Raw genomic sequence first — 22,490 nt, 5'->3', positions numbered from 1 at the left:
CGGGTGCGGGGGCCGTGGACGGCGCGGAGCGGGTCAGCCTGCGGCCGGCACCGCCGCGAGCGGGTCGCCCACCAGACCGGCGGCGAGCGTGTTGCCCGTCGGCGGGTCGATCAGCAGGAACCCGCCGGTGGTGCGGACCCGGGAGTACTCGTCCACCGGCAGCGGGTCGGCGACGCGCAGCGACACCCGACCGATGTCGTTGATCTCCAGCTTCTCCGGGGCGGCGGCGTAGGACACCGTCTCGGTGTCCAGCCGCGACCCCAGCGCCCCGACGATCACCTGGGTGGTGCGCGTTCCGTGCTTGAGCAGCAGCCGCGCGCCCGGGAGCAGCGGCTTCTCGGCCAGCCAGCACAGTGTCGCGTCGATCTCGGAGGTGACCTCCGGGACGTCGGACGCGGCCGCGATCAGGGCACCGCGGGGGGCGTCGATGTCGTCGGCGAGCAGCACCGTCACGCTCAGGCCCGCCCCGGCGGCGGCCAGGGGGCCGTCGGCGGTCCGGACCTCGGAGACGGTGGTGCGGTGCCCCTCGGGCAGGACGACGACCTCGTCGCCCGGGCGGACGGTGCCCGAGGCGACCTGGCCGGCGTAGCCGCGGTAGTCGTGCAGCTCGTCGGTCCTGGGGCGGATCACGTACTGCACCGGCATCCGGAACGGGGCGTCGGCGTCCGGGCCGTCGACCGGGACCGACTCCAGGTGCTCCAGCAGCGTCGGCCCGGTGTACCAGGACGTGTTCCCGCTGCGGAACGCCACGTTGTCCCCGACCAGCGCGGACACCGGGATGACCTGGACGGCGTCGTCGGTGAAGCCCAGCGAGCGGGTCAGCTCGGTGAACTCGCGCTCGATGTCGGCGATCTTCGCCTGGTCGTACTCGATCAGGTCGATCTTGTTGATCGCCAGGACCAGGCGCGGGACGCGCAGCAGCGACAGCACCGCGGCGTGCCGGCGGGTCTGGGAGACCACGCCGTTGCGGGCGTCGACCAGCAGCACCGCCAGCTCGGCGGTGGACGCGCCGGTGACGGTGTTGCGGGTGTACTGGACGTGGCCCGGGGTGTCGGCGAGGACGAACTCCCGGGTCGGCGTGCCGAAGTAGCGGTAGGCGACGTCGATGGTGATGCCCTGCTCGCGCTCGGCGCGCAGGCCGTCGACGAGCAGCGACAGGTCCGGCGTCGACATCCCCTTGTCGACCGAGGCGCGCTCGACGGCCTCGATCTGGTCGGCCAGCACCGACTTGGTGTCGTAGAGCAGGCGCCCGACCAGGGTGGACTTGCCGTCGTCGACGGAGCCCGCCGTGGCGAAGCGCAGCAGGTCGCGCGGGGCAGCGGTGTCGACCATCAGAAGTAGCCCTCCTTCTTCCGGTCCTCCATCGCGGCCTCGGACAGCCGGTCGTCGGCCCGGGTCGCGCCGCGCTCGGTGAGCCGCGACGCGGTGACCTCGGCGATGACCTCGTCGAGGGTGGTGGCGGTGGACTCGACCGCGCCGGTGCACGAGCCGTCGCCCACCGTGCGGTAGCGGATGGACCTGCGCTCCAGCTGCTCGCCGTCGCGCGCTCCGCCCCAGGGACCCTCGGCGAGCCACATGCCGTCGCGCTGGAAGACCTCGCGCTCGTGCGCGTAGTAGATCGACGGCAGGTCGATGCCCTCGCGCCGGATGTAGCGCCAGACGTCGAGCTCGGTCCAGTTGGAGATGGGGAAGACGCGGACGTGCTCACCGGCGGCGTGCCGTCCGTTGTAGAGGTTCCACAGCTCCGGGCGCTGCTTGCGCGGGTCCCAGCGGCCGAACGCGTCGCGCAGGCTCATGATCCGCTCCTTGGCCCGCGCGCGCTCCTCGTCGCGCCGGCCGCCGCCGAACACGGCGTCGAAGCGGTGCTCGGTGATCGCGTCGAGCAGCGGCTGGGTCTGCAGCGGGTTACGGGTGCCGTCGGCGCGCTCGACGAGCCGCCCGTCGGCGAGGTAGTCCTCGACGCGGGCGACCTCCAGGCGGAGCCCGTACTGCGCGGCGATCCGGTCCCGGAACTCGATGACCTCCGGGTAGTTGTGCCCGGTGTCGACGTGCAGCAGGCCGAAGGGCACCTTGGCCGGCGCGAACGCCTTGATGGCCAGGTGCACCAGCAGCGTCGAGTCCTTGCCGCCGGAGAACAGGATCACCGGGCGGTCGAACTCGCCGGCGACCTCGCGGAACACGTGGATCGCCTCGGACTCCAGTGCGTCGAGGGCGTCCAGCGCCGGGGTCGTGACGGCGGCGGTCACGGGGGTCTCCTCCACGGTCGTCATGCGTGCAGCCCGCACTCGGTCTTGGCACGCCCGGCCCAGCGGCCGGAGCGGGGGTCCTCGCCGGGCTTCGGCTTCGCGGTGCAGGGCGCGCAGCCGATGCTCGGGTAGCCGGCGTCGACGAGCGGGTTCACCAGGATCCCGTGCTCGGCGATGTAGGCGTCCATGTCCTCGTCGGACCATGCGGCGATCGGGTTGATCTTGACGAGGCCGAACTTCTCGTCGTAGGTGACCAGCGGCGTGTTCGCCCGGGTCGGGGCCTCGACGCGGCGGACGCCGGTGACCCAGGCGTCGTAGCCGGACAGGGTCCGCTCCAGCGGGACGACCTTGCGCAGCGCGCAGCAGCGGTCCGGCTCGCGGGCGAAGAGGTCCTTGCCGTACTCGGCGTCCTGCTCGGCGACCGTCTGGTCCGCCTGCGCGTTCACGATGCGCAGCTGCGGGTAGACGGCGTCGACCGCGTCGCGGGTGCCGATGGTCTCCGCGAAGTGGTAGCCGGTCTCCAGGAACAGCACGTCGATGTCCGGCCGGGCCCGCTGGGCCAGGTCGACCAGCACGGCGTCCTGCATGTTGGAGGCGACGATCAGCCGGTCGCCGAAGGTCTCCGCGGCCCAGTCGAGCAGTTGCTCGGCGGTCGCGTCGGGACCGAGGTCCGCGGCGCCGCGCTCGGCGGTGGCGCGCAGGTCGGTCTCCAGGGCAACACTCATGATTCCGCTCCCGAGGTCTCGGGGACGCCGATCCCCACGAAGGTCACGACGAAGGTGCGCAGGCAGCCCGCGCACCACCAGGCTGCGCCGGGGACCTTGTCCGACCGCTCGGCCGGACGGAGGTCCTCCTCGCCGCAGTACGGGCAGTAGAAGGTGGCGGCGCGCCCGCTCACTTGAGGTCCTCCTCGTCGGCCCGCAGGACCCACTGGGCGAAGCGCTCGTCGCCGTCGCGCTGCTCGGCGAAGCGGCGCACGACGCGCTCGACGTAGTCGCCCAGCTCGGCGCTGGTGACCTTGAGCCCGCGCAGCTTGCGGCCGAAACCGGAGTCCAGCCCCAGCCCGCCGCCCAGGTGGACCTGGAAGCCCTCGACCTGGTTGCCGCCCGCGTCGGTGACGATCTGGCCCTTGAGGCCGATGTCGGCGACCTGGGTGCGGGCACAGGCGTTCGGGCAGCCGTTGAGGTGCAGCGAGATCGGGACGTCCGGGACGACGTCGGCGAGGCGCTTCTCCAGGTCCTCGACCAGCCGGATCGCGCGTTCCTTGGTCTCGACGATCGCGAGCTTGCAGAACTCGATGCCGGTGCAGGCCATCGTGGAGCGGCGCCAGGTCGACGGCCGCGCGGGCAGGCCCAGCCTGTTGAGGTCCTCGATGAGGCCGTCCAGCCTGTCGTCGGCCACGTCCAGCACGACGATCTTCTGGTACGGCGTGAACCGGATCCGGTCCGACCCGGCGCGCTCGGCGGCGTCGGCGACGGCGAGCAGCGTCGTGCCCGACACGCGGCCCGACGGCGGGGCGACGCCGACGTAGTTGCGGCCGTCCTTCTGCTTGTGGACGCCGACGTGGTCGATCGGCCGCTCGGGGACCGCCGGGGCGGGGCCGTCGACGAGCTTGCGGCCCAGGTACTCGTCCTCCAGGATCTGGCGGAACTTCTCCGGGCCCCAGTCGGCGATGAGGAACTTGATGCGGGCGCGGTGGCGCAGGCGGCGGTAGCCGTAGTCGCGGAAGACCTGGATGACGCCGTGCCACACGTCGGGGACCTCGTCGAGCGGGACCCAGGCGCCGAGCCGCTCGGCGATCCGCGGGTTGGTCGACAGCCCGCCGCCGACCCACAGGTCGAAGCCGGGGCCGTGCTCGGGGTGCTCGACGCCGACGAAGGAGATGTCGTTGATCTCGTGCGCGACGTCCTGCTGCCAGGAGATCGCGGACTTGAACTTGCGCGGCAGGTTCGACAGCTCGCGGTCGCCGATGAAGCGGCGCACGATCTCGTCGATGGCCGGGGTCGGGTCGACCACCTCGTCGGCGGAGACGCCGGCGACGGGGGACCCCATGACCACCCGGGGGCAGTCGCCGCAGGCCTCGGTGGTCTGCATGCCCAGCGGCTCGATCAGCTTCCAGATCGCCGGGACGTCCTCGACGCGGATCCAGTGGTACTGGATGTTCTCGCGGTCGGTGACGTCGGCGGTGTCGCGGCCGTAGCGCTGCGAGACCTCACCGAGCGCACGCAGCTGGGCGACGTCCACCGACCCGCCGTCGAGGCGCACGCGCATCATGAAGTAGGAGTCGTCGAGCTCCTCGGGCTCCAGCGCCGCGGTGCGGCCGCCGTCGATCCCGGGCCTGCGCTGGGTGTAGAGCCCCATCCAGCGGAACCGTCCGCGCAGGTCGGCGGGGTCGATCGAGTCGAAGCCGCGCTTGGCGTAGACGTTCTCGATCCGCGCGCGCACGTTCAGCGGGTTGTCGTCGCGCTTGCTGCGCTCGTTGGGGTTCAGCGGTTCGCGGTGGCCGAGCTTCCACTGCCCCTGGCCCTTCGGGCGGCGGGGTGCGGTCTTCGAGGGCGCCATGTGGTGGGTGCTCCGATGTCGGGCGGATCGGGCACACCCCGGCCCGGGACAGGGCACGGAGCGGCCCGGGGCGGTTCGGGAGGGGGCCGTCGGGTCAGCGACGACGACAGAGCGCGCTACGGGTCCGGTTCAGGTCCACGTGGCGACGCGCCACGAGGCGGAGACGGAGTGCGGGCACGGATACAGGGTGCCACGGTGTCCGGACCTGCCACAAAGTGATGTTCGCATCCTGGGAGAGGTGGGCGGATAGGTCCGGACGTTCGCAGTGCGGTGTCCGGTTCACCCGGAATCCCCGGGTCACGGGCGCGGTGGAACCCATCGTCCACCGCGGGGGTCCCGGATGCCACCCCCGTCGTGACCGGCCCGTCCGCGCGCCCCGGACCTGCCGGGGAGCGGTCCGGGCCCGAGGTGCGCCCGGCACCGACCGGCCCGGCGGTGGCACACTCGCCGGACGTGACCTCCGTGCCGCCGGCCTTCGGGCTCTACGTCCACGTGCCGTTCTGCGCGACCCGCTGCGGCTACTGCGACTTCAACACCTACACCGCCTCCGAGCTCGCGGGCGACGCCGCGTCCCCGGACGGCTGGCTCGCCGCCGCCCGCACCGAGATCGCGCTCGCCGCCCGCACGGTGGGGGACCGCACCGTGGAGACGGTGTTCGTCGGCGGCGGCACCCCGTCGCTGATCGGCGCCGACCGGCTCGTCGCGATGCTCGACGCGGTCCGCGAGCACCTCCCGCTCGCCGAGGACGCCGAGGTCACCACCGAGTCCAACCCCGAGTCGGTCTCGCCGGAGTTCTTCGATCGGCTCCGGGCCGGCGGGTTCACCCGCATCTCGCTGGGCATGCAGTCCGCAGCCCCGCACGTGCTCGCCGTACTGGACCGCACGCACACCCCGGGGCGCGCCGTCGCCGCCGCCCGGGAGGCCCGGGCCGCCGGGTTCGGCCACGTCAACCTGGACCTGATCTACGCCACCCCCGGCGAGACCGACGACGACCTGCGCGCCTCCGCCGACGCCGTCCTCGACGCGGGGGTGGACCACGTCTCGGCCTACGCGCTCATCGTCGAGGACGGCACCGCGCTGGCCCGCCGGGTCCGCCGCGGGGAGCTGCCCGCCCCCGACGACGACGTCGCCGCCACCCGCTACGAGCTGCTCGACGCGCGGCTGCGCGATGCCGGGCTGTCCTGGTACGAGGTGTCGAACTGGTCGCTGCCCGGCGCCGAGTGCCGGCACAACCTGGGCTACTGGCGCGACGGCGACTGGTGGGGGATCGGCCCCGGAGCCCACTCCCACCTGGCCGGGACGCGCTGGTGGAACGTGAAGCACCCGGCGCGCTGGGCCGGCGCGCTCGCCGCGGGGGAGACCCCCGAGGGCGGGCGCGAGGAGCTCACCGCGGACGAGCGGCACACCGAGCGGGTGATGCTGCGGCTGCGGCTCGCCGAGGGCATGGCCCTGACCCTGCTGCGCGACGGCGGTCGCGCGGCCGCCGCCCGCGCCGTCGCCGAGGGGCTGCTGGACCTTGCGGCGCACGCCGCGGGCCGCGCGGTGCTGACCGACCGCGGACGGCTGCTGGCCGACCGGGTCGTCACCGACCTGCTGATCGCCGACGACGCCCCGGCGGGGGCCCGGTGAGCCCGCGCCGCCGGGCGCTGCTGGTCGTCGTCGCCCTGCTGGTGGCGGTCGGCGTGGTGGCCGCGGTCGTCGCGGCCCTGCCCGAGGGGTCCCGCGGCGCGGGCGGGCCCGTCGCCCAGGACCGGCCGGGCCCGGTCCTGCTCGTCCCCGGCTACGGCGGCGACCGCACCGGCCTGGAGGTCCTCGCCGGGGCCCTGCGCGCCCAGGGCCGCGACGCGCGCGTCCTGGCCCTCGACGGCGACGGCACCGGCGACCTCGACCGGCAGGTGGCGGTGCTGGACCGCGCGGTCACCGTCGCCACCGACGGCGGGGCGCCGTCGGTCGACGTCGTCGGCTACTCCGCGGGCGGCGTCGTCGCGGGGCTGTGGGCGATCCGCGACGACGGCCCGGCCCGGGCCCGGCGGATCGTGTCGATCGGCTCCCCGCTGGCCGGGACGACGGTGGCCGGCTCCGCCGCGGCCGTCGCCCCGGAGGCCTGCCCGCAGGCCTGCCGTCAGCTCGCCCCGGGGTCGGCGCTGCTGGGCGAGCTCGCCGGGGCCGGGACGGCGGTGCCCTGGCTGTCGGTGTGGACCGACCGCGACCAGGTCGTCACCCCGCCCACCTCGGCCCGCCTCGACGGTGCGGTCAACGTGGAGCTCCAGCAGCTGTGCCCGGGCTCGACCGTGGGCCACGGCGGCCTGCACGCCGACGACGCCGTGATCGGCCTGGTCGTCCGTGCCCTGTCCACCGCACCGATCGAGCAGGCCCCGGCCGCCTGCGGCACCCTGCGCGCCGCGGGCTGAGGCGGGCCGGCGCGGCGGGCACTCAGCTCGCGATGTCCTTGGTCGCCAGGTTCGCCCACGCCGCTCCGACGGCGACGGCGACCCAGCCCGCCTGCACCCACGCCCCGGTGCGGGCGGCGTCGTAGAGGACCGGGTCGCGGTAGAGGTCGATCCAGGCCAGCCAGTGCGCCGTCGGCAGGAACTCGACGAAGGCGGCCGAGGCGTCGAGGGCCTGCAGCGACGCGCTGGTCACCACGACCGCGAGCACCGCCAGCGCCGCCGCCAGCGGCGAGTCGGTCAGGGTGGAGAAGAAGATCCCCAGCGCGCCCAGGGTGAGCATGCACAGCGCCAGGTAGGCCACGGTCAGCCCGGTCCGGGTCGCCAGGTCCACCGGTTCGATCACCGTCCCGGACAGCGACGCGACCGAGCCGGGCCCGGCGTCGACCGGGGGCAGGGTGAGGCCACCGGTGGCGGTGGTGGTGCCGGTGCCGAACACCGCGATCCCCACCGCGTAGGACGTCAGCACCACCAGTGTCACCGCGGTGACCACGAAGAACGCCACCGACACCAGCTTCGCCACCAGCAGCCGCAGCCGCCCGACCGGCCGGATCAGCAGGTAGCGCAGGGTCCCCGCGGCAGCCTCCCCGGCGACGGTGTCCCCGGCGACCACCGCCACGGTGATCGGCAGCAGGATCGGCAGCACCAGCGCCAGCGCGAACGCCGGGAAGATCTGCCCGTTCGTCGCGACCGCGGAGAGGAACGCCGGCCCCTGCCCGGGCGGCGGGAGGATCCCGGTGGCCGACACGACCACCGCGACGAGCGCCGGCAGCGCGCACAACAGCAGCCAGCACAGCCACACCCGGGTGCGGCGCAGCAGCAGCGCCAGCTCGACGAGGATCACCGCGCCACCCCCGGCCCGGCCGTCGCCACCCGGTCCGAGCCGTCACCGGTCCGTTCCAGCACCACCTGTTCCAGGGTGCGACGCTCCGGTTCCAGCGACGCCACCGGCACCCCGGCCCGCACCAGGTGCGCGTTGAGGTCGACGGGGTCGACGGAGCGGACCACGAGCCGGTCGCCGTCGGCGGACTCCAGCGCCCGGCCGAGCACCCGCGCCGCGGCCGCCGGGGCCGGGGTGCAGACGACGACCCGGCCGGTCGGCGCCCGCAGCTCGTCGAGGTCCTGGGTGAGCACGAGGTGCCCGGCGTCCATCACCCCGACCCGGGTGCACAGCGTCTCCACCTCGGCGAGCAGGTGGCTGGACAGCACCACGGTCGTGCCCCGTTCGTTCAGCGCGGTCAGCAGGGCGCGCATCTCGCCGATGCCCCGCGGGTCCAGGCCGTTGGTCGGTTCGTCGAGCAGCAGCAGCTCCGGGGAGCGCAGCAGCGCCGAGGCGATGCCCAGGCGCTGGCGCATCCCCAGCGAGTAGGCCCGCACCGGGCGGCGGTCGACCCCGCCCAGGCCGACCTGCTCCAGGGCCTCCTGCACGCGTCGCCGCCGGTCGGCGGGCCGGTGCAGCGGGCCGCCCACCGAGCCCGCCGCGTCGAGCAGGGTCAGGTTCGCCCGGCCCGACAGCCCCGGCCAGGCGGCGGGGGACTCGACCAGCGCACCGACCCGCGGCAGCACCGTGCGGGCGGCCCGCGGCATCGGCGAGCCCAGCACCTCGATCGACCCCGAGGTGGCGTGCACCAGCCCGAGCAGCATCCGCACCAGCGTCGTCTTGCCGGAGCCGTTCGGGCCCAGCAGCCCGAACCGGGAGCCGGCGGGCACCGCCAGGTCGACGCCGTCGACGGCGGTGACCCGGCCGAACCGCTTGGTCAGGGCGTGCGTCGCGAGCACCGGGTCGTTCACCGGCGGGTCCCCATCAGCTCGACGGCGGCGGACTCCAGCACACCGGGCCGCACCGTCCCGGCCAGCAGCACCCCGCGCCGTCGCCGACGGGCGACGACCAGGCTGAGCAGCGGCGTCGCCACCCGGGCGGCCGAGCCGCCGGGCAGGCCCGGCACGTCCACCCCGCCCGCGGCGGCCGAGCCGCGCACGATCCCGTCGACGACCTCCGGCCCGGCCGGGACCAGCACGAACCGGCCGACCCCGGTGCCGTAGACACCGACCCCGGGCAGCAGCTCGGCGGCCGGGACGTCCCCGGACACCGGCAGCTCCACCCGGTCCCGGCCGGCCAGCCGGTCCGGCGGGGGCACCGCGCCGACCCCGCGCAGCGAGCCGGTCAGGTCGTCGGGACGGGCCCGCACCCGCTCCGCCGACGACGGCGGCGCCGGGACCAGCGCCGCGGCCCGCGGTGCGGCGGTGTCCAGCGCCTCGAACGCCGTCTCCAGGAGCGGGCCCGCGCCGTCCCGGGCGGCGATCTCGACCGCGACCGGGAGGGCGCCGTCGCCGACGGGGACCGACCACACGTCGATCCGCCCGGCCAGGCTGTCCGGGTCGGCCGGGGTCACCCGCAGCCCGGCCGTGGCCAGCCCGGCCACCCGCCGTGCCGGCAGCGCCGTCACCGGGTCGCCGGGGGTCGCGCCGAGCAGCCGGCGGGCCAGGTCGGCCGGGGCGAGGTCCGAGGCCCGCGGGAACCGCACCGGGGCGAGCGGGGAGACCGTGGTCAGCCGGTTCGCGCCGTAGTCCCAGATCCGCTCGACCTGTCCGTCGCGGTAGGTGTCGACCTCGCCGACCGGGGTCAGCTCGTCGACCCGCCAGCGGCCCGCGTCGGCGACCTGCACGCGGATCCGGGTGGTCGTGGACAGCAGCCGGGCCGCGGACCCGATCGGCGCGACGGTGGGCAGCCCGAGCCGGCCGGTCGCCGTCGCCAGGCCGGAGTGGGGGACGACACCCGCCAGGATCCGGGCCCGCAGCGCGACCGGGTCCGAGGTCCCGGCGACGTCGCCGACGGGGAGCCAGCGGTCGGTCGTGCCCGCCGCGACCAGGGCGACGGCACCGGCACCGACGAGCAGGGAGCGCCGGCCGAAGCGGCGTGCGGACATCACCCCACCCACCGTGCCACGCCGCGTGCCCCGGCCGCGCGGCCACGACGGCGCCTAGGATGGACGGGGCACACCGGGGGAGGTGCGAGGAGATGAACGCCGACGAGCGGCGGTTCGCCGTTTTGCGGGCCATCGTGGCCGACTACGTGTCGACGCAGGAGCCCGTGGGCTCGAAGGCCATCGTCGACCGGCACAACCTCGGGGTGTCGAGCGCGACGGTGCGCAACGACATGGCCGTCCTCGAGGAGGACGGCCTGATCGCGCAGCCGCACACCAGCGCGGGCCGGATCCCCACCGACAAGGGCTACCGGCAGTTCGTCGACCGGATCTCGCAGGTCAAGCCGCTGTCGTCGGCCGAGAAGCGGGCCGTGCAGACGTTCCTGGACGGCGCGGTCGACCTCGACGACGTGCTGCGCCGCTCGGTGCGGCTGCTCGCGCAGCTGACCCGCCAGGTCGCCGTCGTGCAGTACCCGACGCTCACCCGCTCCACGGTCCGCCACCTCGAGGTCGTGCAGCTGACCCCGGCCCGGCTGATGCTGGTGCTGATCACCGACTCCGGGCGCGTCGACCAGCGCGTCGTCGACCTGGGGGACGTGCTCGCCGACACCGACGTCGCCCGGCTGCGCGAGATGCTCGGCAACGCCCTCAACGGCCGCAAGCTCGCCGAGGCCTCCGCGGCCGTCGCCGAGCTGCCCGACACCGCGCCGGAGGACCTGCGCACCCCGCTGCTGCACCTCGCGACGGTGCTCATCGAGACCCTCGTCGAGCACCCCGAGGAGCGGATGGTGCTGGGCGGCACGGCGAACCTGACCCGCAGCCACGCCGACTTCCCCGGCTCGCTGCGCCAGGTCCTGGAGGCCCTGGAGGAGCAGGTCGTGGTCATGCGGCTGCTCGCGGCCTCGCAGGACTCCGGGCTGGTCACGGTCCGGATCGGCGAGGAGAACGAGGCCGAGGACCTGCGCACCGCGTCCGTGGTCACGGTGGGGTACGGATCGGGTACCCCGCTGGGCGGGATGGGCGTCGTCGGACCGACCCGGATGGACTACCCGGGCACGATCTCGGCGGTGCATGCGGTCGCCCGGTACGTGGGTGAGATCCTGACCGGTCGGTAGACCTTTCATCGTTGTTGTACGTACTTCATTGAGGAAAAGAGCCAGGTGGCACGCGACTACTACGGGATCCTGGGCGTCGAGCGCGGCGCCGACGCCTCGGAGATCAAGCGGGCGTACCGCAAGCTCGCCCGTGAGCTGCACCCGGACGTCAACCCCGACCCCGCGGCACAGGAGCGGTTCCGGGAGGTCAGCGCCGCCTACGAGGTGCTGACCGACCCGGAGAAGCGCCGGGTCGTCGACCTCGGCGGCGACCCCCTCGACGCCCGCGGCGGGGGTGGTGGCGGCGGTGACCCGTTCGCCGGGTTCGGCGGGTTCAGCGACATCATGGACGCGTTCTTCGGCGGCACCGCCGGCGGCGGACGCGGGCGCGGCCCGCGCAGCCGGGTCCAGCCCGGCGCCGACGCGCTGATCCGGATGGAGCTGACGCTGGAGGACTGCGCCGCCGGTGTGCAGCGCGACCTCGCCGTCGACACCGCGGTCCTGTGCACCCAGTGCCAGGGCTCCGGCTGCGCCGAGGGCACCCACCCCACCGCCTGCGACACCTGCGGCGGCTCCGGGGAGATCCAGAGCGTGCAGCGCTCGTTCCTCGGGCAGGTCGTCACCGCACGGCCCTGCCCGACCTGCCGCGGGTTCGGCGAGGTCATCCCCGACCCCTGCCGCCAGTGTGCGGGCGACGGCCGGGTCCGGTCGCGGCGCACCGTCGCCGTCAAGATCCCGGCGGGCGTCGCCGAGGGCATGCGGGTGCGCCTGTCCGGCCAGGGCGAGGTCGGCTCCGGCGGCGGTCCCGCCGGTGACCTCTACGTCGAGGTGGAGGAGGCGCCGCACGAGCTGTTCACCCGCGACGGCGCCGACCTGCACTGCACGCTCCCGCTGCCGATGACCGCGGCCGCGCTCGGCACCACGCTGCCGTTGCCGCTGCTCGACGGCTCGGTCGCCGAGATCGACGTCGAGGCGGGCACCCAGCACGGCACGGTCCGCACGCTGCGCGGCAAGGGCATGCCCCGGCTGCGCTCCACCGGGCGCATCGACGGCCACGGCGACCTCCTCGTGCACGTCGAGGTGGCGGTGCCGACCCGGCTGGACAAGGAGCAGACCGACCTGCTGCGCCGGCTCGCCGAGCTGCGCGGTGAGGAGCAGCCGGACCTGATCGGCGGCTCCCGCAACGGGCACGGCCTGTTCTCCAAGCTGCGCGACAGCTGGACCGGACGCTGACCCGGTGACGACGGCGCCGCTGTTCCTGGTCGACGACGTCGCGTCCCTCCCGGGCCCGGGCTCCGACACGGTGCTCGACGGCCCGGAGGGGCGCCACGCCGCGACCGTGCGACGGCTGCGCCCCGGCGAGGCGCTGGTGCTGTCCGACGGCCGGGGCGGGCTCGCCCGCGCCCAGGTCGTCGATGTCGCCGGGCGGGACGCGCTGACCGTGCGGCTGCACGAGGTGACCCGGGTGCCCGCACCCGCGGTCCGCGTCGTCGTCGCGCAGGCGCTGGTCAAGGGCGACCGCGGCGAGCTCGCCGTGGAGACCGCCACCGAGGCCGGCGCCGACGGGTTCGTCCCCTGGAAGGCGGCCCGCTGCGTCACCCGCTGGGACGACGGCCCGCGCGGCGCGAAGGCCCTCGAACGCTGGCGGTCCACCGTCCGCGAGGCCGCCAAGCAGGCCCGCCGCCCGTGGCAGCCCGACGTCGCCGACCCGGTGACCACCGCGCAGCTCGCCGCCCGGGTCGGTGCCGCCGACACCGCGCTGGTGCTGCACGAGTCCGCGGGCGAGGACCTCGCCTCGGTCACGCTGCCCGCGGCGGGGGAGGTGCTGCTCGCCGTCGGACCGGAGGGCGGCGTCGACGACGCCGAGCTCGACCGCCTCGCCGAGGCCGGCGCCGTCCCGGTCCGGATGGGGCCGGAGGTGCTGCGGGCCTCCACCGCGGCCTGCGTCGCGCTCGGCGCGCTCGCCGTGCGCACCGGCCGCTGGGCCCGCTGAGCCGTCCGGTCGCGTCACCGCCACCCGCGGACGCCGGTCACGATCCGGCGAACCGGTCGTCGGGGACGGGGCGCGGGTGTCATCATCCGCCGCGTGAGTGACCACGCTCCCCGGATCGGACGCCGCGCGCTGCTGGCCGGCCTCGCCGCCGCCCCGCTGCTCGGCGCCTGCGGCAACGACGCCCCCGCGGCCCCGCGGCGGCCCCCGCGCGACGAGACCGCCCCGCGGACCGAGCGGATGGCCTACGGCGGCCAGCCCGACCAGTTCGGCGAGCTGACCTTCCCGGCGAGCCGGGACCTGCCCCGCGGCGCCGTCATCGTCGTGCACGGCGGGTTCTGGCGGGCCGGCACCGACCTCACGATCATGCGCCCGGTCGTCGACGCGCTGGTCGCGGCGAACTTCGCGGTCTGGAACATCGAGTACCGGAAGGTGGACGCCGGCGGTGGCTGGCCCTCCACCTTCGACGACGTCGCGATGGCCGCCGACCACCTCGCCACCCTGCGCTCCACCCGGCTCGACCTGCGCCGGCTCGTCGTGCTCGGGCACTCGGCGGGCGGGCACCTCGCGAGCTGGCTGGCGATGCGCGCGAAGCTCGCCCCCGGCGACCCGGGCGCGACGCCCGTGGTCCGCCCGGCCGGGGTGGTCTCGCTGGCCGGGGTGCTCGACCTGGCCGGCGGGATGCTGCTCGGCGACGGCGCCGTCGCCGACCTCGTCGCGGCGACCCCGGGCGCCGACCCGGCCCGCTTCCGGGCGACCAGCCCGCTGGAGGCCGTCCCGCTCGGGGTGCCGTCGGTGTGCGTGCACGGCACCGCCGACGAGGTGGTCCCGCTCTCCCAGAGCGAGGACTTCGTCGCCGCGGCGACGGCCGCCGGGGACCGGTCGGAGCTCGTGCGGGTCGAGGGCGCGAACCACCTGCAGCTCATCGACGTCGCCCACCCCGGCTGGGCCGCCGCGCTGCAGGCCGTGGAACGGCTGAGCACCCCCGCCTGATCCGCGGGGAGAATCCGCGGGTGCCGTCGGCGGTCCGACCGGTACGATCGGCGCAGTCCGGCGACCCGACGTACGAGGCAGGCGAACACACTCTTGACCGGCACCGAACCCGGCTCCACCCCCCGGACCGACCTGCGGTCCACCGCGGCACCGGGCGGGACCGTCCGGTCGAGGATGGCCGTGCCGGACACCGCCCTGCTGTCCCTGCTCGGCTCGCGCGACGAGAGCCTGCGCGCCGCCGAGGAGGAGCTGACCGCCGACGTCCACGTCCGCGGCAACGAGCTGACCCTGTCCGGGGACCCGGGCGACGTCGCGTTCGCCGAGCGGGTCTTCACCGAGCTGATCACCCTGGCCGAGCGCGGCCAGCTGGTCGGCGCGGACACCGTGCGCCGCACCGTGCAGATGCTCTCGGCGGAGAACACCGCCGACGAGCGCCTGGGCGAGTCCCCGGCCGAGGTGCTGAGCCTGGACATCCTGTCCCGGCGCGGGAAGACCATCCGGCCCAAGACGCTCAACCAGAAGCGCTACGTCGACGCCATCGACGCGTTCACGATCGTCTTCGGCATCGGCCCGGCCGGTACCGGCAAGACCTACCTGGCGATGGCCAAGGCCGTGCAGGCGCTGCAGGCCAAGCAGGTCAACCGGATCATCCTGACCCGGCCCGCGGTCGAGGCGGGGGAGCGGCTGGGCTACCTGCCCGGCACGCTGTTCGAGAAGATCGACCCGTACCTGCGCCCGCTCTACGACGCGCTGCACGACATGCTCGACCCCGAGTCCATCCCGAAGCTGATGGCCGCCGGGACGATCGAGGTCGCGCCGCTGGCGTACATGCGCGGCCGGACCCTGAACGACGCGTTCATCATCCTCGACGAGGCGCAGAACACCACGCCCGAGCAGATGAAGATGTTCCTCACCCGGCTCGGCTTCGGCTCGCGGATCGTGGTGACCGGCGACATCACCCAGGTCGACCTCCCGGGCAACGCCCGGTCCGGCCTGGCCGTCGTGCAGGACATCCTCGACGGCGTCGACGACGTGCACTTCTCCCGGCTCGAGAGCGCCGACGTGGTCCGGCACCGCCTGGTGTCCGACATCGTCGACGCCTACGCCCGGTTCGACGCGTCCGAGCACCGCACGGCCGCCGTCGGCAACGGCGCACCCCGCAACGGCCCCGCGCGGCGTCCCGACCGGCGGCGGTGACCGGGGGGCGGGTGGCACCGGGACCGTCGGTACGGCCGTCTAGGCTGCCCCCTACATCCGTATCGGCGAGCAGGGGCAGGGCAGCGGCGGCGTGAGCATCGAGGTCGTCAACGAGTCCGGGATCACGGTCGACGAGGCGCAGATCGTGTCGGTCGCCCGGTACGCGCTGGACGCGATGAAGGTGAGCCCGTCCGCCGAGCTGGCGATCACCGCCGTCGGGCTGGACGCGATGGAGGAGCTGCACGTCCGCTGGATGGACGAGCCCGGCCCCACCGACGTCATGGCGTTCCCCATGGACTCCCTCGCCGAGGACACCCGGCGCCCCGACGCGCCGGACCTGGGCCCCGCCCTGCTCGGCGACGTCGTGCTCTGCCCGGCCTTCGCCCGGGACCAGGCGCGCAAGGCCGGGCACACCCTGGCCGACGAGCTGCACCTGCTGACCGTGCACGGCATCCTGCACCTGCTGGGGTACGACCACCTCGAGCCCGAGGACGAGCGCGAGATGTTCGCGCTGCAGAACCGGCTGCTGGTCCGCTGGCGGGAGGACCGGGCCCGCGAGCGCGCCCGGGACGCCCAGAAGCGCAGCGACGACCGCCTGCTCGGTGCCGCCGGCTTCGAGGACGAGTCCGGCCGGTGACCGGAAGACCCACGACCACGTTCTCCGAGGAGCAGAAGTGACCACCGTCTGGCTGATCGTCGCGACGGTCCTGCTCGTGCTGCTGGCCGGGGTGTTCGCCGCCGCGGACTCGGCCCTCATGTCGATCTCGCGCGCCCGGGTGGACGCCGTGGTGCGCGCCGGCCGCGCCGGCGCGAAGGCGCTCGCCGCCGTCGTCGCGGACCGGCCGCGGCACGTCAACCTGCTGATGCTGCTGCGGGTCACCTGCGAGACGGTCGCGATCATCCTGCTGGCCCTCGCGCTCGCGCCGCTGTTCTCCGCCACCTGGATCGGGCTGCTGCTCACCGGCGTGCTCATGGTGCTCGCCAGCTACGTCCTGATCGGTGTCGGCCCGCGGACGCTGGGCCGCCAGCACCCGTACCGGATCGGGCTGCTGCTCGCGGGCCCGATCCGCGCGATCGGCGTCGTGCTGTCCCCGCTGGCCAAGCTGCTGATCCTGCTGGGCAACGCGATCACCCCGGGCCCCGGTTTCCGCGACGGCCCGTTCTCCACCGAGGTCGAGCTGCGCGAGCTCGTCGACATGGCCAGCAACCGCGGCGTGGTCGACGAGGGCGAGCGCAAGATGATCCACTCGGTGTTCGAGCTGGGGGAGACCCCGGTCCGCGACATCATGGTGCCGCGGCCGGACCTGATCTGGACCGAGCGCGACACCCCGGTGGAGAAGGTGCTGCGCCTGGCGCTCAAGAGCGGCTACTCGCGCATCCCGGTGCTCGGCGAGGGCGTGGACGACGTCATCGGCATCGCCTACCTCAAGGACCTGGTCCGGGCCCGCGAGGAGGCCCGGCGCGGCGAGCGGGAGGTCCCGCTGCTCGACATCCTGCGCCCCGCGGCCTTCGTGCCGGACTCCAAGCGCAGCGACGACCTCATGCGCGAGATGCAGCGCACCCGCAACCACATGGCCGTCGTCGTCGACGAGTACGGCGGCACCGCGGGCGTGGTGACGATCGAGGACATCCTGGAGGAGATCGTCGGCGAGATCACCGACGAGTACGACACCGAGGAGGTGCCCGAGGTCGCCGAGGCCTCCGACGGCGCCTTCCGGGTCTCCGCCCGGCTGCCCGCCGAGGACCTCGAGGAGCTGTTCGCCGGCCGGTTCCGCGGTACCCCGCGCGAGGACGAGCTGCACGAGGCGCTGGAGAACGCCGACGTCGACACCGTCGGCGGGCTGCTCGCCCAGCGGCTGGGCAAGGTGCCGCTGCCCGGCGCCACCGCCGAGCTGGACGGTCTGCTGCGGCTGCAGGGCGAGGGCGGCAAGGACGCCCGCGGCCGTGTCCGCATCACCTCGGTGCTGGTCAGCCCGCTGGAGCCGGCCGAGACCGAGGACACCGACCACGACGAGCCGCGCGGGGACACCCGGGAGTCCGACGTGCCCGACCACGTCGCGGGCGACCCCACCGAGCACGCCGGCGCCGACCGGCACTGACCTGGCCGTCCCCGGCCACGGGGAGCGACCGACGGACGTGACCGTCCCGCCACGGGTGGGACGCGAGGAGGACCTGATGGCTGCCCGCACGACCATCCCCGCGGAGCGTGCCCGGTGACCGGGCTGCCCACGACACCGCGCTACGACCTGGTCGTCGTCGGCGGTGGGATCGTCGGCCTGGCCACCGCGTACGCCGCCACCCGCAACGGGCTCAGCGTCGCCGTCGTCGAGCGTGAGCAGCGCCTGGCGAACCACCAGACCGGCAACAACTCCAACGTCGTGCACTCCGGGCTGTACTACGCGCCGGGCGGCTACAAGGCCCGCCTGGCCGTCGCCGGGTGTGCCGAGACCATCGCGTTCTGCCGCGAGCACGACCTGCCGCACCAGGTGTGCGGCAAGCTCGTCGTCGCGACCGAGCCCGAGGAGCTGCCCCGGCTCGACGAGCTGGCCCGCCGCGGCGACGCCAACGGCGTGGAGAACCACCGCCTCGACGAGCACGGCATCCGCACCTACGAGCCCGACGTCCGCGGTCTCGCCGCGCTGTGGGTGCCCTCGACCGGGATCACCGACTACCGGCTGGTCGCGGAGAAGCTGGGCGAGCTGGTGGAGAAGAACGGCGGTGAGGTCCACCTGGGCCGCACCGTCACCGGGTTCGCCCGCCGCCCGTCCGACGTCGTCGTGCGCACCACCCGCGGTGACCTGCTCGGCACCCGCGCGGTCGTCTGCGGCGGCCTGCGCTGCGACGAGCTCGCCCGCCTGGCCGGCGCCGACCCCGGGGTGCGGATCGTGCCGTTCCGCGGCGAGTACTCCGGCTTCTCCGAGCGGGCCGCCTCGCTGGTCCGCGGCCTGATCTACCCGGTGCCCGACCCGGCGTTCCCGTTCCTCGGGGTGCACGCCACCCGCGGCATCGACGGCACCGTCCACGCCGGCCCGAACGCCGTGCTCGCGATGGCCCGAGAGGGCTACGACTGGCGCACGGTCAGGCCGAAGGAGCTGCTGGGCACGCTGACCTACCCGGGCATGGTGAGGGTGGCGCGCACGCACTGGCGCTACGGCATCGGCGAGGTCCGCCGCTCGCTGTCGACGCGGGCGATGGTCCGCCAGATCCAGCGGATGCTGCCCGACGTCACCGCCTCCGACCTGCACCCGGCCGGCGCCGGGGTGCGGGCCCAGGCGGTGAAGGCCGACGGCACCCTGGTCGACGACTTCCTGTTCCTCGACCAGGCCGGTCCGGACGGCGCGGGCCGCCCCGGCTCGATCCTGCACGTGCTGAACGCACCCTCCCCGGCGGCGACGGCGGCCCTGCCGATCGGCCGCGAGATCCTCGACCGGCTGGGTGCGGCGTGACCGGCGCACAGCCCGAGGGCTTCCGGTCCGGGTTCGCCTGCTTCGTCGGCAGGCCCAACGCCGGCAAGTCGACGCTGACCAACGCGCTGGTCGGGGAGAAGATCGCGATCACCTCCTCGCGCCCGCAGACCACCCGGCACGCGATCCGCGGGATCGTGCACCGCCCGGACGCCCAGATCGTCCTGGTCGACACCCCGGGGCTGCACCGCCCGCGGACCCTGCTCGGGTCACGGCTCAACGACCTGGTGCGCGAGACCTGGTCCGAGGTCGACGTCGTCGGGTTCTGCGTGCCCGCCAACGAGAAGGTCGGCAAGGGCGACCGGTTCATCGCCGAGGAGCTGCGGCGGATCGCCGCGCACACCCCGGTGGTCGCCGTCGTCACCAAGACCGACACCGCCCGCCCCGAGCAGGTCGCCGAGCGGCTCACCGAGGTGTCGGCCCTGATGGAGTTCACCGAGGTCGTGCCGACCTCGGCGCGGTCGGGTTTCCAGGTGTCGCTGCTCTCGGACCTGCTGGTCGGGCTGCTGCCGGAGGGCCCGCAGCTCTACCCGGACGGCGACCTCACCGACGAGCCGACCGACGTGCTCGTCGCCGAGCTCGTGCGGGAGGCGGCGCTGGAGGGCGTGCGCGACGAGCTGCCGCACTCGATCGCCGTCGTCGTCGAGGAGACGATCGAGAAGAAGGACCTGCTGGAGATCTACGCGATCATCTACGTCGAGCGGTCCAGCCAGAAGGGCATCGTGATCGGCAAGGGCGGTGCCCGGCTCAAGCAGGTCGGCAGCGACGCCCGTCGCCAGATCGAGAAGCTGCTGGGCACCCGGGTGCACCTCGACCTGCACGTGAAGATCGCCGAGGACTGGCAGCGGGACCCGAAGCAGCTGCGCAAGCTGGGGTTCTGAGCAGGACCTAGACTGGGTGCGTGGCCCAGCTCTACCGCGACACCGGGATCGTGCTCCGGGTGCAGAAGCTGGGCGAGGCGGACCGGATCATCACGATGCTGACCCGTCAGCACGGCAAGATCCGGGTGGTCGCCAAGGGCGTGCGCCGCACCCGGTCGCGGTGGGGTGCCCGGCTGGAGCCGTTCAACCACGTCGACGTCCAGTGCTACACCGGCCGCACGCTGGACGTGGTCACCCAGGCCCAGACCGTCGACGCGTTCGCCCCGGCGATCGTCGCGGACTGGTCGGCGTACTCCTGCGGCTGCGCGATCCTGGAGACCGCGGACCGGCTGGTGTCCGAGGAGGGTGAGCCGAGCCTGCGGGTGTACCTGCTGCTGCTCGGCGCCACCCGGGCGCTGGCCGACGGCGCCCGTGAACCGGCCCTGGTGCTCGACGCGTTCCTGCTGCGGGCGATGAGCCACGCGGGGTGGGCGCCGTCGCTGTCGGAGTGCGCGCGCTGCGCGACGCCCGGCCCGCACCGGTCGTTCACCGTCGCCGGCGGCGGCATGGTGTGCCCGCGCTGCCGCCCGCCGGGCTCGGTGACCCCGGCGACCGAGACGGTGGCCCTGCTGTCCGCGCTGCTGCACGGCGACTGGGACACCGCGGACGCCTCGGGCACCCCGACCCGGCGTGAGGCCAGCGGCCTGGTCGCGGCGCACCTGCAGTGGCACCTGGAGCGGCAGCTGCGCTCGCTGCCCCTGGTCGACCGCCGCGCCCGGGTCCGGCCCGCCGCCGTCGTCGCACCCGGGGTGCCGGGGCCCGCCCCGGAACCGCCGGACGGCGGAGCGGCGACACCCCCGGACGCCCTCCCTGGCTAGTCCGATCAGACTTTCGTCCCCGTGTGGGGTGCCGTGAGCGGCCCGTCCGCTTCGTCGAGCGGTTGACGTGCGGGCGCGCCGCCCGTCGCGGTGCCGCCGGTCGCGTCGCACGGGACTTCCGCCGACTCCACCGGGTGATCGTCGCTTTCGACGGGCAACCGGTTCCGCCGTCTCGTTACGCTCCTGTGATCGAGGGGACCCCAGCCCCGTCGGAGAGGCAGTCGTGAACCGACCCCACACCCCGCCGCCGGACGACGACCACACCGGTCGCACCCACCGTCTCCCGGCCGCCACGCAGCGCATCCCGGTGCCGCCCACCCAGCAGTTCCCGGTCCGCACCGAGGCGATGCCGGAGTCCCCGCAGGACGGGCCGACCCGCGCGATGCGTCAGGTCCGGGCCCGCACCGAGGACGGCGCGTGGCCGGCCATCCCGATGCTGCCGGTGATCCGGCCCGACGAGTCCGAGCCGATGTCGGAGGCCGACCGGATCCGCGGGCACCGCGGGATGCGCCGGCTGCGCGAGACCATCGAGCGGCTGGAGGACCCGGCCGTGCCGGCCTGGCCGCAGCCCGACCACCGCGACTGAACCCGTCCGCCGTCCCCGACGTAAGGTCGGCGACGTGCCGTTCCAGCCTCCCGCACCGCACCCGTCCGGTGCCCGGCCCCCGGCGATCCCGCCGGAGCTGGTGCCGCGCCACGTCGCCCTCGTGATGGACGGCAACGGCCGCTGGGCCAACGCCCGCGGCCTGCCCCGCACGGAGGGCCACAAGCGGGGCGAGGCCTCGCTGATGGACGTCGCCCGCGGCTGCATCGACCTGGGCGTGCGCTGGCTGTCGGCGTACGCGTTCTCCACCGAGAACTGGCGGCGCAGCCCCGACGAGGTCCGGTTCCTGATGGGCTTCAACCGCGACGTGATCCGCCGCCGCGTCGACGAGATGGACGCGATGGGGGTCCGGGTCCGCTGGGCGGGCCGGCGCCCGCGGCTGTGGCGCTCGGTGATCAAGGAGCTGGAGATCGCCGAGGAGCGCACCCGCGGCAACGACGTGCTGAACCTGACCATGTGCGTCAACTACGGCGGCCGCGCCGAGATCGTCGACTCGGTGCGGCAGCTCGCCCGGCTCGCCGCGGAGGGCCGGATCAACCCCGACAAGATCGACGAGCGGATGCTGGCCCGGTACCTCGACGAGCCGGACATGCCCGACGTCGACCTGTTCGTGCGCTCCTCGGGGGAGCAGCGGACGTCGAACTTCCTGCTCTGGCAGAGCGCCTACGCCGAGATGGTCTTCCTGGACACGCTGTTCCCGGACTTCGACCGCCGCCACATCTGGCAGGCGATCGAGATCTACGCGCGCCGGGACCGGCGTTTCGGGGGAGCCGTGGACGCCACGACGGGAGTGACACCGTGACCACCGATGTGATCTCCGGGATGCTCGCCACCGCCAAGGGTGCGCTGGAGCGGTTCCACGACGTCACCACCGACGACGACGGCGCGCTGACCTTCGCCCACGGCGGCGTGCTGTGCGTGGTGCAGGGCACCGAGCTGGAGGAGGGCCTGCCGGTCCTCAACCTGACCTGCGTCGTCGCGTGGGACCTGCCGGAGTCCGCGGACCCGGAGCACGACGTGCCGCGACGGGTCGGCCTCGGGGTGGGGGAGGGCCTGTTCGGCACGCCCCGGGTGGTGCGCGGCGAGCGCGGCTGGGACGTGACGCTGCGCTACGCCTTCCCCGCGGCCGGGCTGGGCGAGGGGCCGATGGGCACCCTGCTGATGCTGGTCGTGTCCTCGGCGTCGAGCATGCGCGCGGAGCTGGTCGGGAGCTGAGACCGCCCGGCCGGGG

General features: G+C 74.6%; 23 protein-coding genes. 15 read left to right on the top strand and 8 right to left on the bottom strand.

Annotated elements, in window-relative coordinates:
- Positions 1–33: 33 nt before the first annotated feature.
- The 5 genes from DMP17_RS17455 to DMP17_RS17435 are packed head-to-tail and all read right to left on the bottom strand — an operon-like array spanning position 34 to position 4,808.
- Positions 34–1,332 (bottom strand): sulfate adenylyltransferase subunit 1, encoded by a 1,299-nt coding sequence (locus DMP17_RS17455; protein ID WP_337830092.1) that lies wholly within the window; start codon positions 1,330–1,332, stop codon positions 34–36.
- Positions 1,332–2,270, bottom strand: a complete 939-nt coding sequence (gene cysD, locus DMP17_RS17450) for a sulfate adenylyltransferase subunit CysD (protein ID WP_226365805.1) — start codon at positions 2,268–2,270, stop codon at positions 1,332–1,334. Before cysD ends, DMP17_RS17455 begins: the two co-directional genes overlap by 1 nt.
- Positions 2,267–2,971 carry a phosphoadenylyl-sulfate reductase gene (locus DMP17_RS17445; RefSeq protein ID WP_226355996.1) on the bottom strand — a complete coding sequence of 235 codons (705 nt, stop codon included), beginning with the start codon at positions 2,969–2,971 and terminating at the stop codon, positions 2,267–2,269. Before DMP17_RS17445 ends, cysD begins: the two co-directional genes overlap by 4 nt.
- Complete coding sequence (locus DMP17_RS17440) at positions 2,968–3,144, bottom strand: Insertion element protein (protein WP_226355997.1); 177 nt, start codon at positions 3,142–3,144, stop codon at positions 2,968–2,970. Before DMP17_RS17440 ends, DMP17_RS17445 begins: the two co-directional genes overlap by 4 nt.
- The gene (locus DMP17_RS17435) at positions 3,141–4,808 is read right to left on the bottom strand and encodes a nitrite/sulfite reductase (RefSeq protein ID WP_337830091.1); all 1,668 of its coding nucleotides are present in this window, start codon (positions 4,806–4,808) and stop codon (positions 3,141–3,143) included. The genes DMP17_RS17440 and DMP17_RS17435 overlap by 4 nt, the downstream gene beginning before the upstream one ends.
- A 435-nt stretch (positions 4,809–5,243) precedes the next feature.
- Here DMP17_RS17435 and hemW point away from each other — a divergent pair, with 435 nt between their 5' ends.
- A complete protein-coding gene (gene hemW, locus DMP17_RS17430) occupies positions 5,244–6,437 on the top strand; it encodes a radical SAM family heme chaperone HemW (RefSeq protein WP_374203870.1) in 1,194 nt (397 codons plus the stop codon).
- The gene (locus tag DMP17_RS17425; RefSeq protein ID WP_337830090.1) at positions 6,434–7,219 is read left to right on the top strand and encodes a lipase; all 786 of its coding nucleotides are present in this window, start codon (positions 6,434–6,436) and stop codon (positions 7,217–7,219) included. The genes hemW and DMP17_RS17425 overlap by 4 nt, the downstream gene beginning before the upstream one ends.
- 22 nt (positions 7,220–7,241) lie before the next feature.
- Here the strand turns inward: DMP17_RS17425 and DMP17_RS17420 are convergent, their stop codons facing one another.
- The 3 genes from DMP17_RS17420 to DMP17_RS17410 are packed head-to-tail and all read right to left on the bottom strand — an operon-like array spanning position 7,242 to position 10,185.
- The gene (locus DMP17_RS17420) at positions 7,242–8,099 is read right to left on the bottom strand and encodes an ABC transporter permease (RefSeq protein ID WP_226365800.1); all 858 of its coding nucleotides are present in this window, start codon (positions 8,097–8,099) and stop codon (positions 7,242–7,244) included.
- Positions 8,096–9,046 (bottom strand): ABC transporter ATP-binding protein, encoded by a 951-nt coding sequence (locus DMP17_RS17415; RefSeq protein ID WP_337830089.1) that lies wholly within the window; start codon positions 9,044–9,046, stop codon positions 8,096–8,098. The genes DMP17_RS17420 and DMP17_RS17415 overlap by 4 nt, the downstream gene beginning before the upstream one ends.
- Positions 9,043–10,185, bottom strand: a complete 1,143-nt coding sequence (locus tag DMP17_RS17410) for a hypothetical protein (RefSeq protein WP_337830088.1) — start codon at positions 10,183–10,185, stop codon at positions 9,043–9,045. Before DMP17_RS17410 ends, DMP17_RS17415 begins: the two co-directional genes overlap by 4 nt.
- Before the next feature lie 89 nt (positions 10,186–10,274).
- Here DMP17_RS17410 and hrcA point away from each other — a divergent pair, with 89 nt between their 5' ends.
- From hrcA to DMP17_RS17345, 13 genes are all read left to right on the top strand, one after another.
- Positions 10,275–11,294, top strand: a complete 1,020-nt coding sequence (gene hrcA, locus DMP17_RS17405) for a heat-inducible transcriptional repressor HrcA (RefSeq protein ID WP_226356003.1) — start codon at positions 10,275–10,277, stop codon at positions 11,292–11,294.
- Positions 11,295–11,339: 45 nt separating this feature from the next.
- On the top strand, positions 11,340–12,506 hold the full coding sequence (dnaJ, locus tag DMP17_RS17400; RefSeq protein ID WP_161151755.1) for a molecular chaperone DnaJ: 1,167 nt from the start codon (positions 11,340–11,342) through the stop codon (positions 12,504–12,506).
- Between the two features lie 4 nt (positions 12,507–12,510).
- The gene (locus tag DMP17_RS17395) at positions 12,511–13,266 is read left to right on the top strand and encodes a 16S rRNA (uracil(1498)-N(3))-methyltransferase (RefSeq protein WP_337830087.1); all 756 of its coding nucleotides are present in this window, start codon (positions 12,511–12,513) and stop codon (positions 13,264–13,266) included.
- 93 nt (positions 13,267–13,359) lie between these two features.
- Positions 13,360–14,256 (top strand): alpha/beta hydrolase family protein, encoded by an 897-nt coding sequence (locus DMP17_RS17390; RefSeq protein ID WP_337830086.1) that lies wholly within the window; start codon positions 13,360–13,362, stop codon positions 14,254–14,256.
- Positions 14,257–14,388: 132 nt separating this feature from the next.
- The gene (locus DMP17_RS17385) at positions 14,389–15,453 is read left to right on the top strand and encodes a PhoH family protein (RefSeq protein ID WP_226356698.1); all 1,065 of its coding nucleotides are present in this window, start codon (positions 14,389–14,391) and stop codon (positions 15,451–15,453) included.
- 91 nt (positions 15,454–15,544) lie between these two features.
- Positions 15,545–16,090, top strand: coding sequence for an rRNA maturation RNase YbeY (gene ybeY, locus DMP17_RS17380; RefSeq protein WP_226356006.1), 546 nt, complete (start codon positions 15,545–15,547; stop codon positions 16,088–16,090).
- 37 nt (positions 16,091–16,127) lie between these two features.
- Positions 16,128–17,552 carry a hemolysin family protein gene (locus tag DMP17_RS17375; RefSeq protein ID WP_226356007.1) on the top strand — a complete coding sequence of 475 codons (1,425 nt, stop codon included), beginning with the start codon at positions 16,128–16,130 and terminating at the stop codon, positions 17,550–17,552.
- A gap of 114 nt (positions 17,553–17,666) precedes the next feature.
- Positions 17,667–18,899, top strand: coding sequence for an L-2-hydroxyglutarate oxidase (lhgO, locus tag DMP17_RS17370; protein ID WP_337830085.1), 1,233 nt, complete (start codon positions 17,667–17,669; stop codon positions 18,897–18,899).
- Positions 18,896–19,798 carry a GTPase Era gene (era, locus tag DMP17_RS17365; RefSeq protein WP_224403076.1) on the top strand — a complete coding sequence of 301 codons (903 nt, stop codon included), beginning with the start codon at positions 18,896–18,898 and terminating at the stop codon, positions 19,796–19,798. The genes lhgO and era overlap by 4 nt, the downstream gene beginning before the upstream one ends.
- 20 nt (positions 19,799–19,818) lie before the next feature.
- Positions 19,819–20,655: a DNA repair protein RecO gene (recO, locus tag DMP17_RS17360; protein WP_226365795.1), complete on the top strand. Its 837-nt coding sequence runs from the start codon at positions 19,819–19,821 to the stop codon at positions 20,653–20,655.
- Positions 20,656–20,878: 223 nt separating this feature from the next.
- Positions 20,879–21,241 (top strand): hypothetical protein, encoded by a 363-nt coding sequence (locus DMP17_RS17355; RefSeq protein WP_062401510.1) that lies wholly within the window; start codon positions 20,879–20,881, stop codon positions 21,239–21,241.
- Between the two features lie 34 nt (positions 21,242–21,275).
- Complete coding sequence (locus tag DMP17_RS17350; protein ID WP_226356010.1) at positions 21,276–22,061, top strand: isoprenyl transferase; 786 nt, start codon at positions 21,276–21,278, stop codon at positions 22,059–22,061.
- Positions 22,058–22,474, top strand: coding sequence for a hypothetical protein (locus tag DMP17_RS17345; RefSeq protein ID WP_226356011.1), 417 nt, complete (start codon positions 22,058–22,060; stop codon positions 22,472–22,474). Before DMP17_RS17350 ends, DMP17_RS17345 begins: the two co-directional genes overlap by 4 nt.
- Positions 22,475–22,490 lie beyond the last annotated feature (16 nt).

Source organism: Pseudonocardia sp. TMWB2A, from assembly GCF_017312135.1.
The sequence above is the reverse complement of the archived record's forward strand: the minus strand, read 5'-3'. Positions and strand labels throughout refer to the sequence as shown.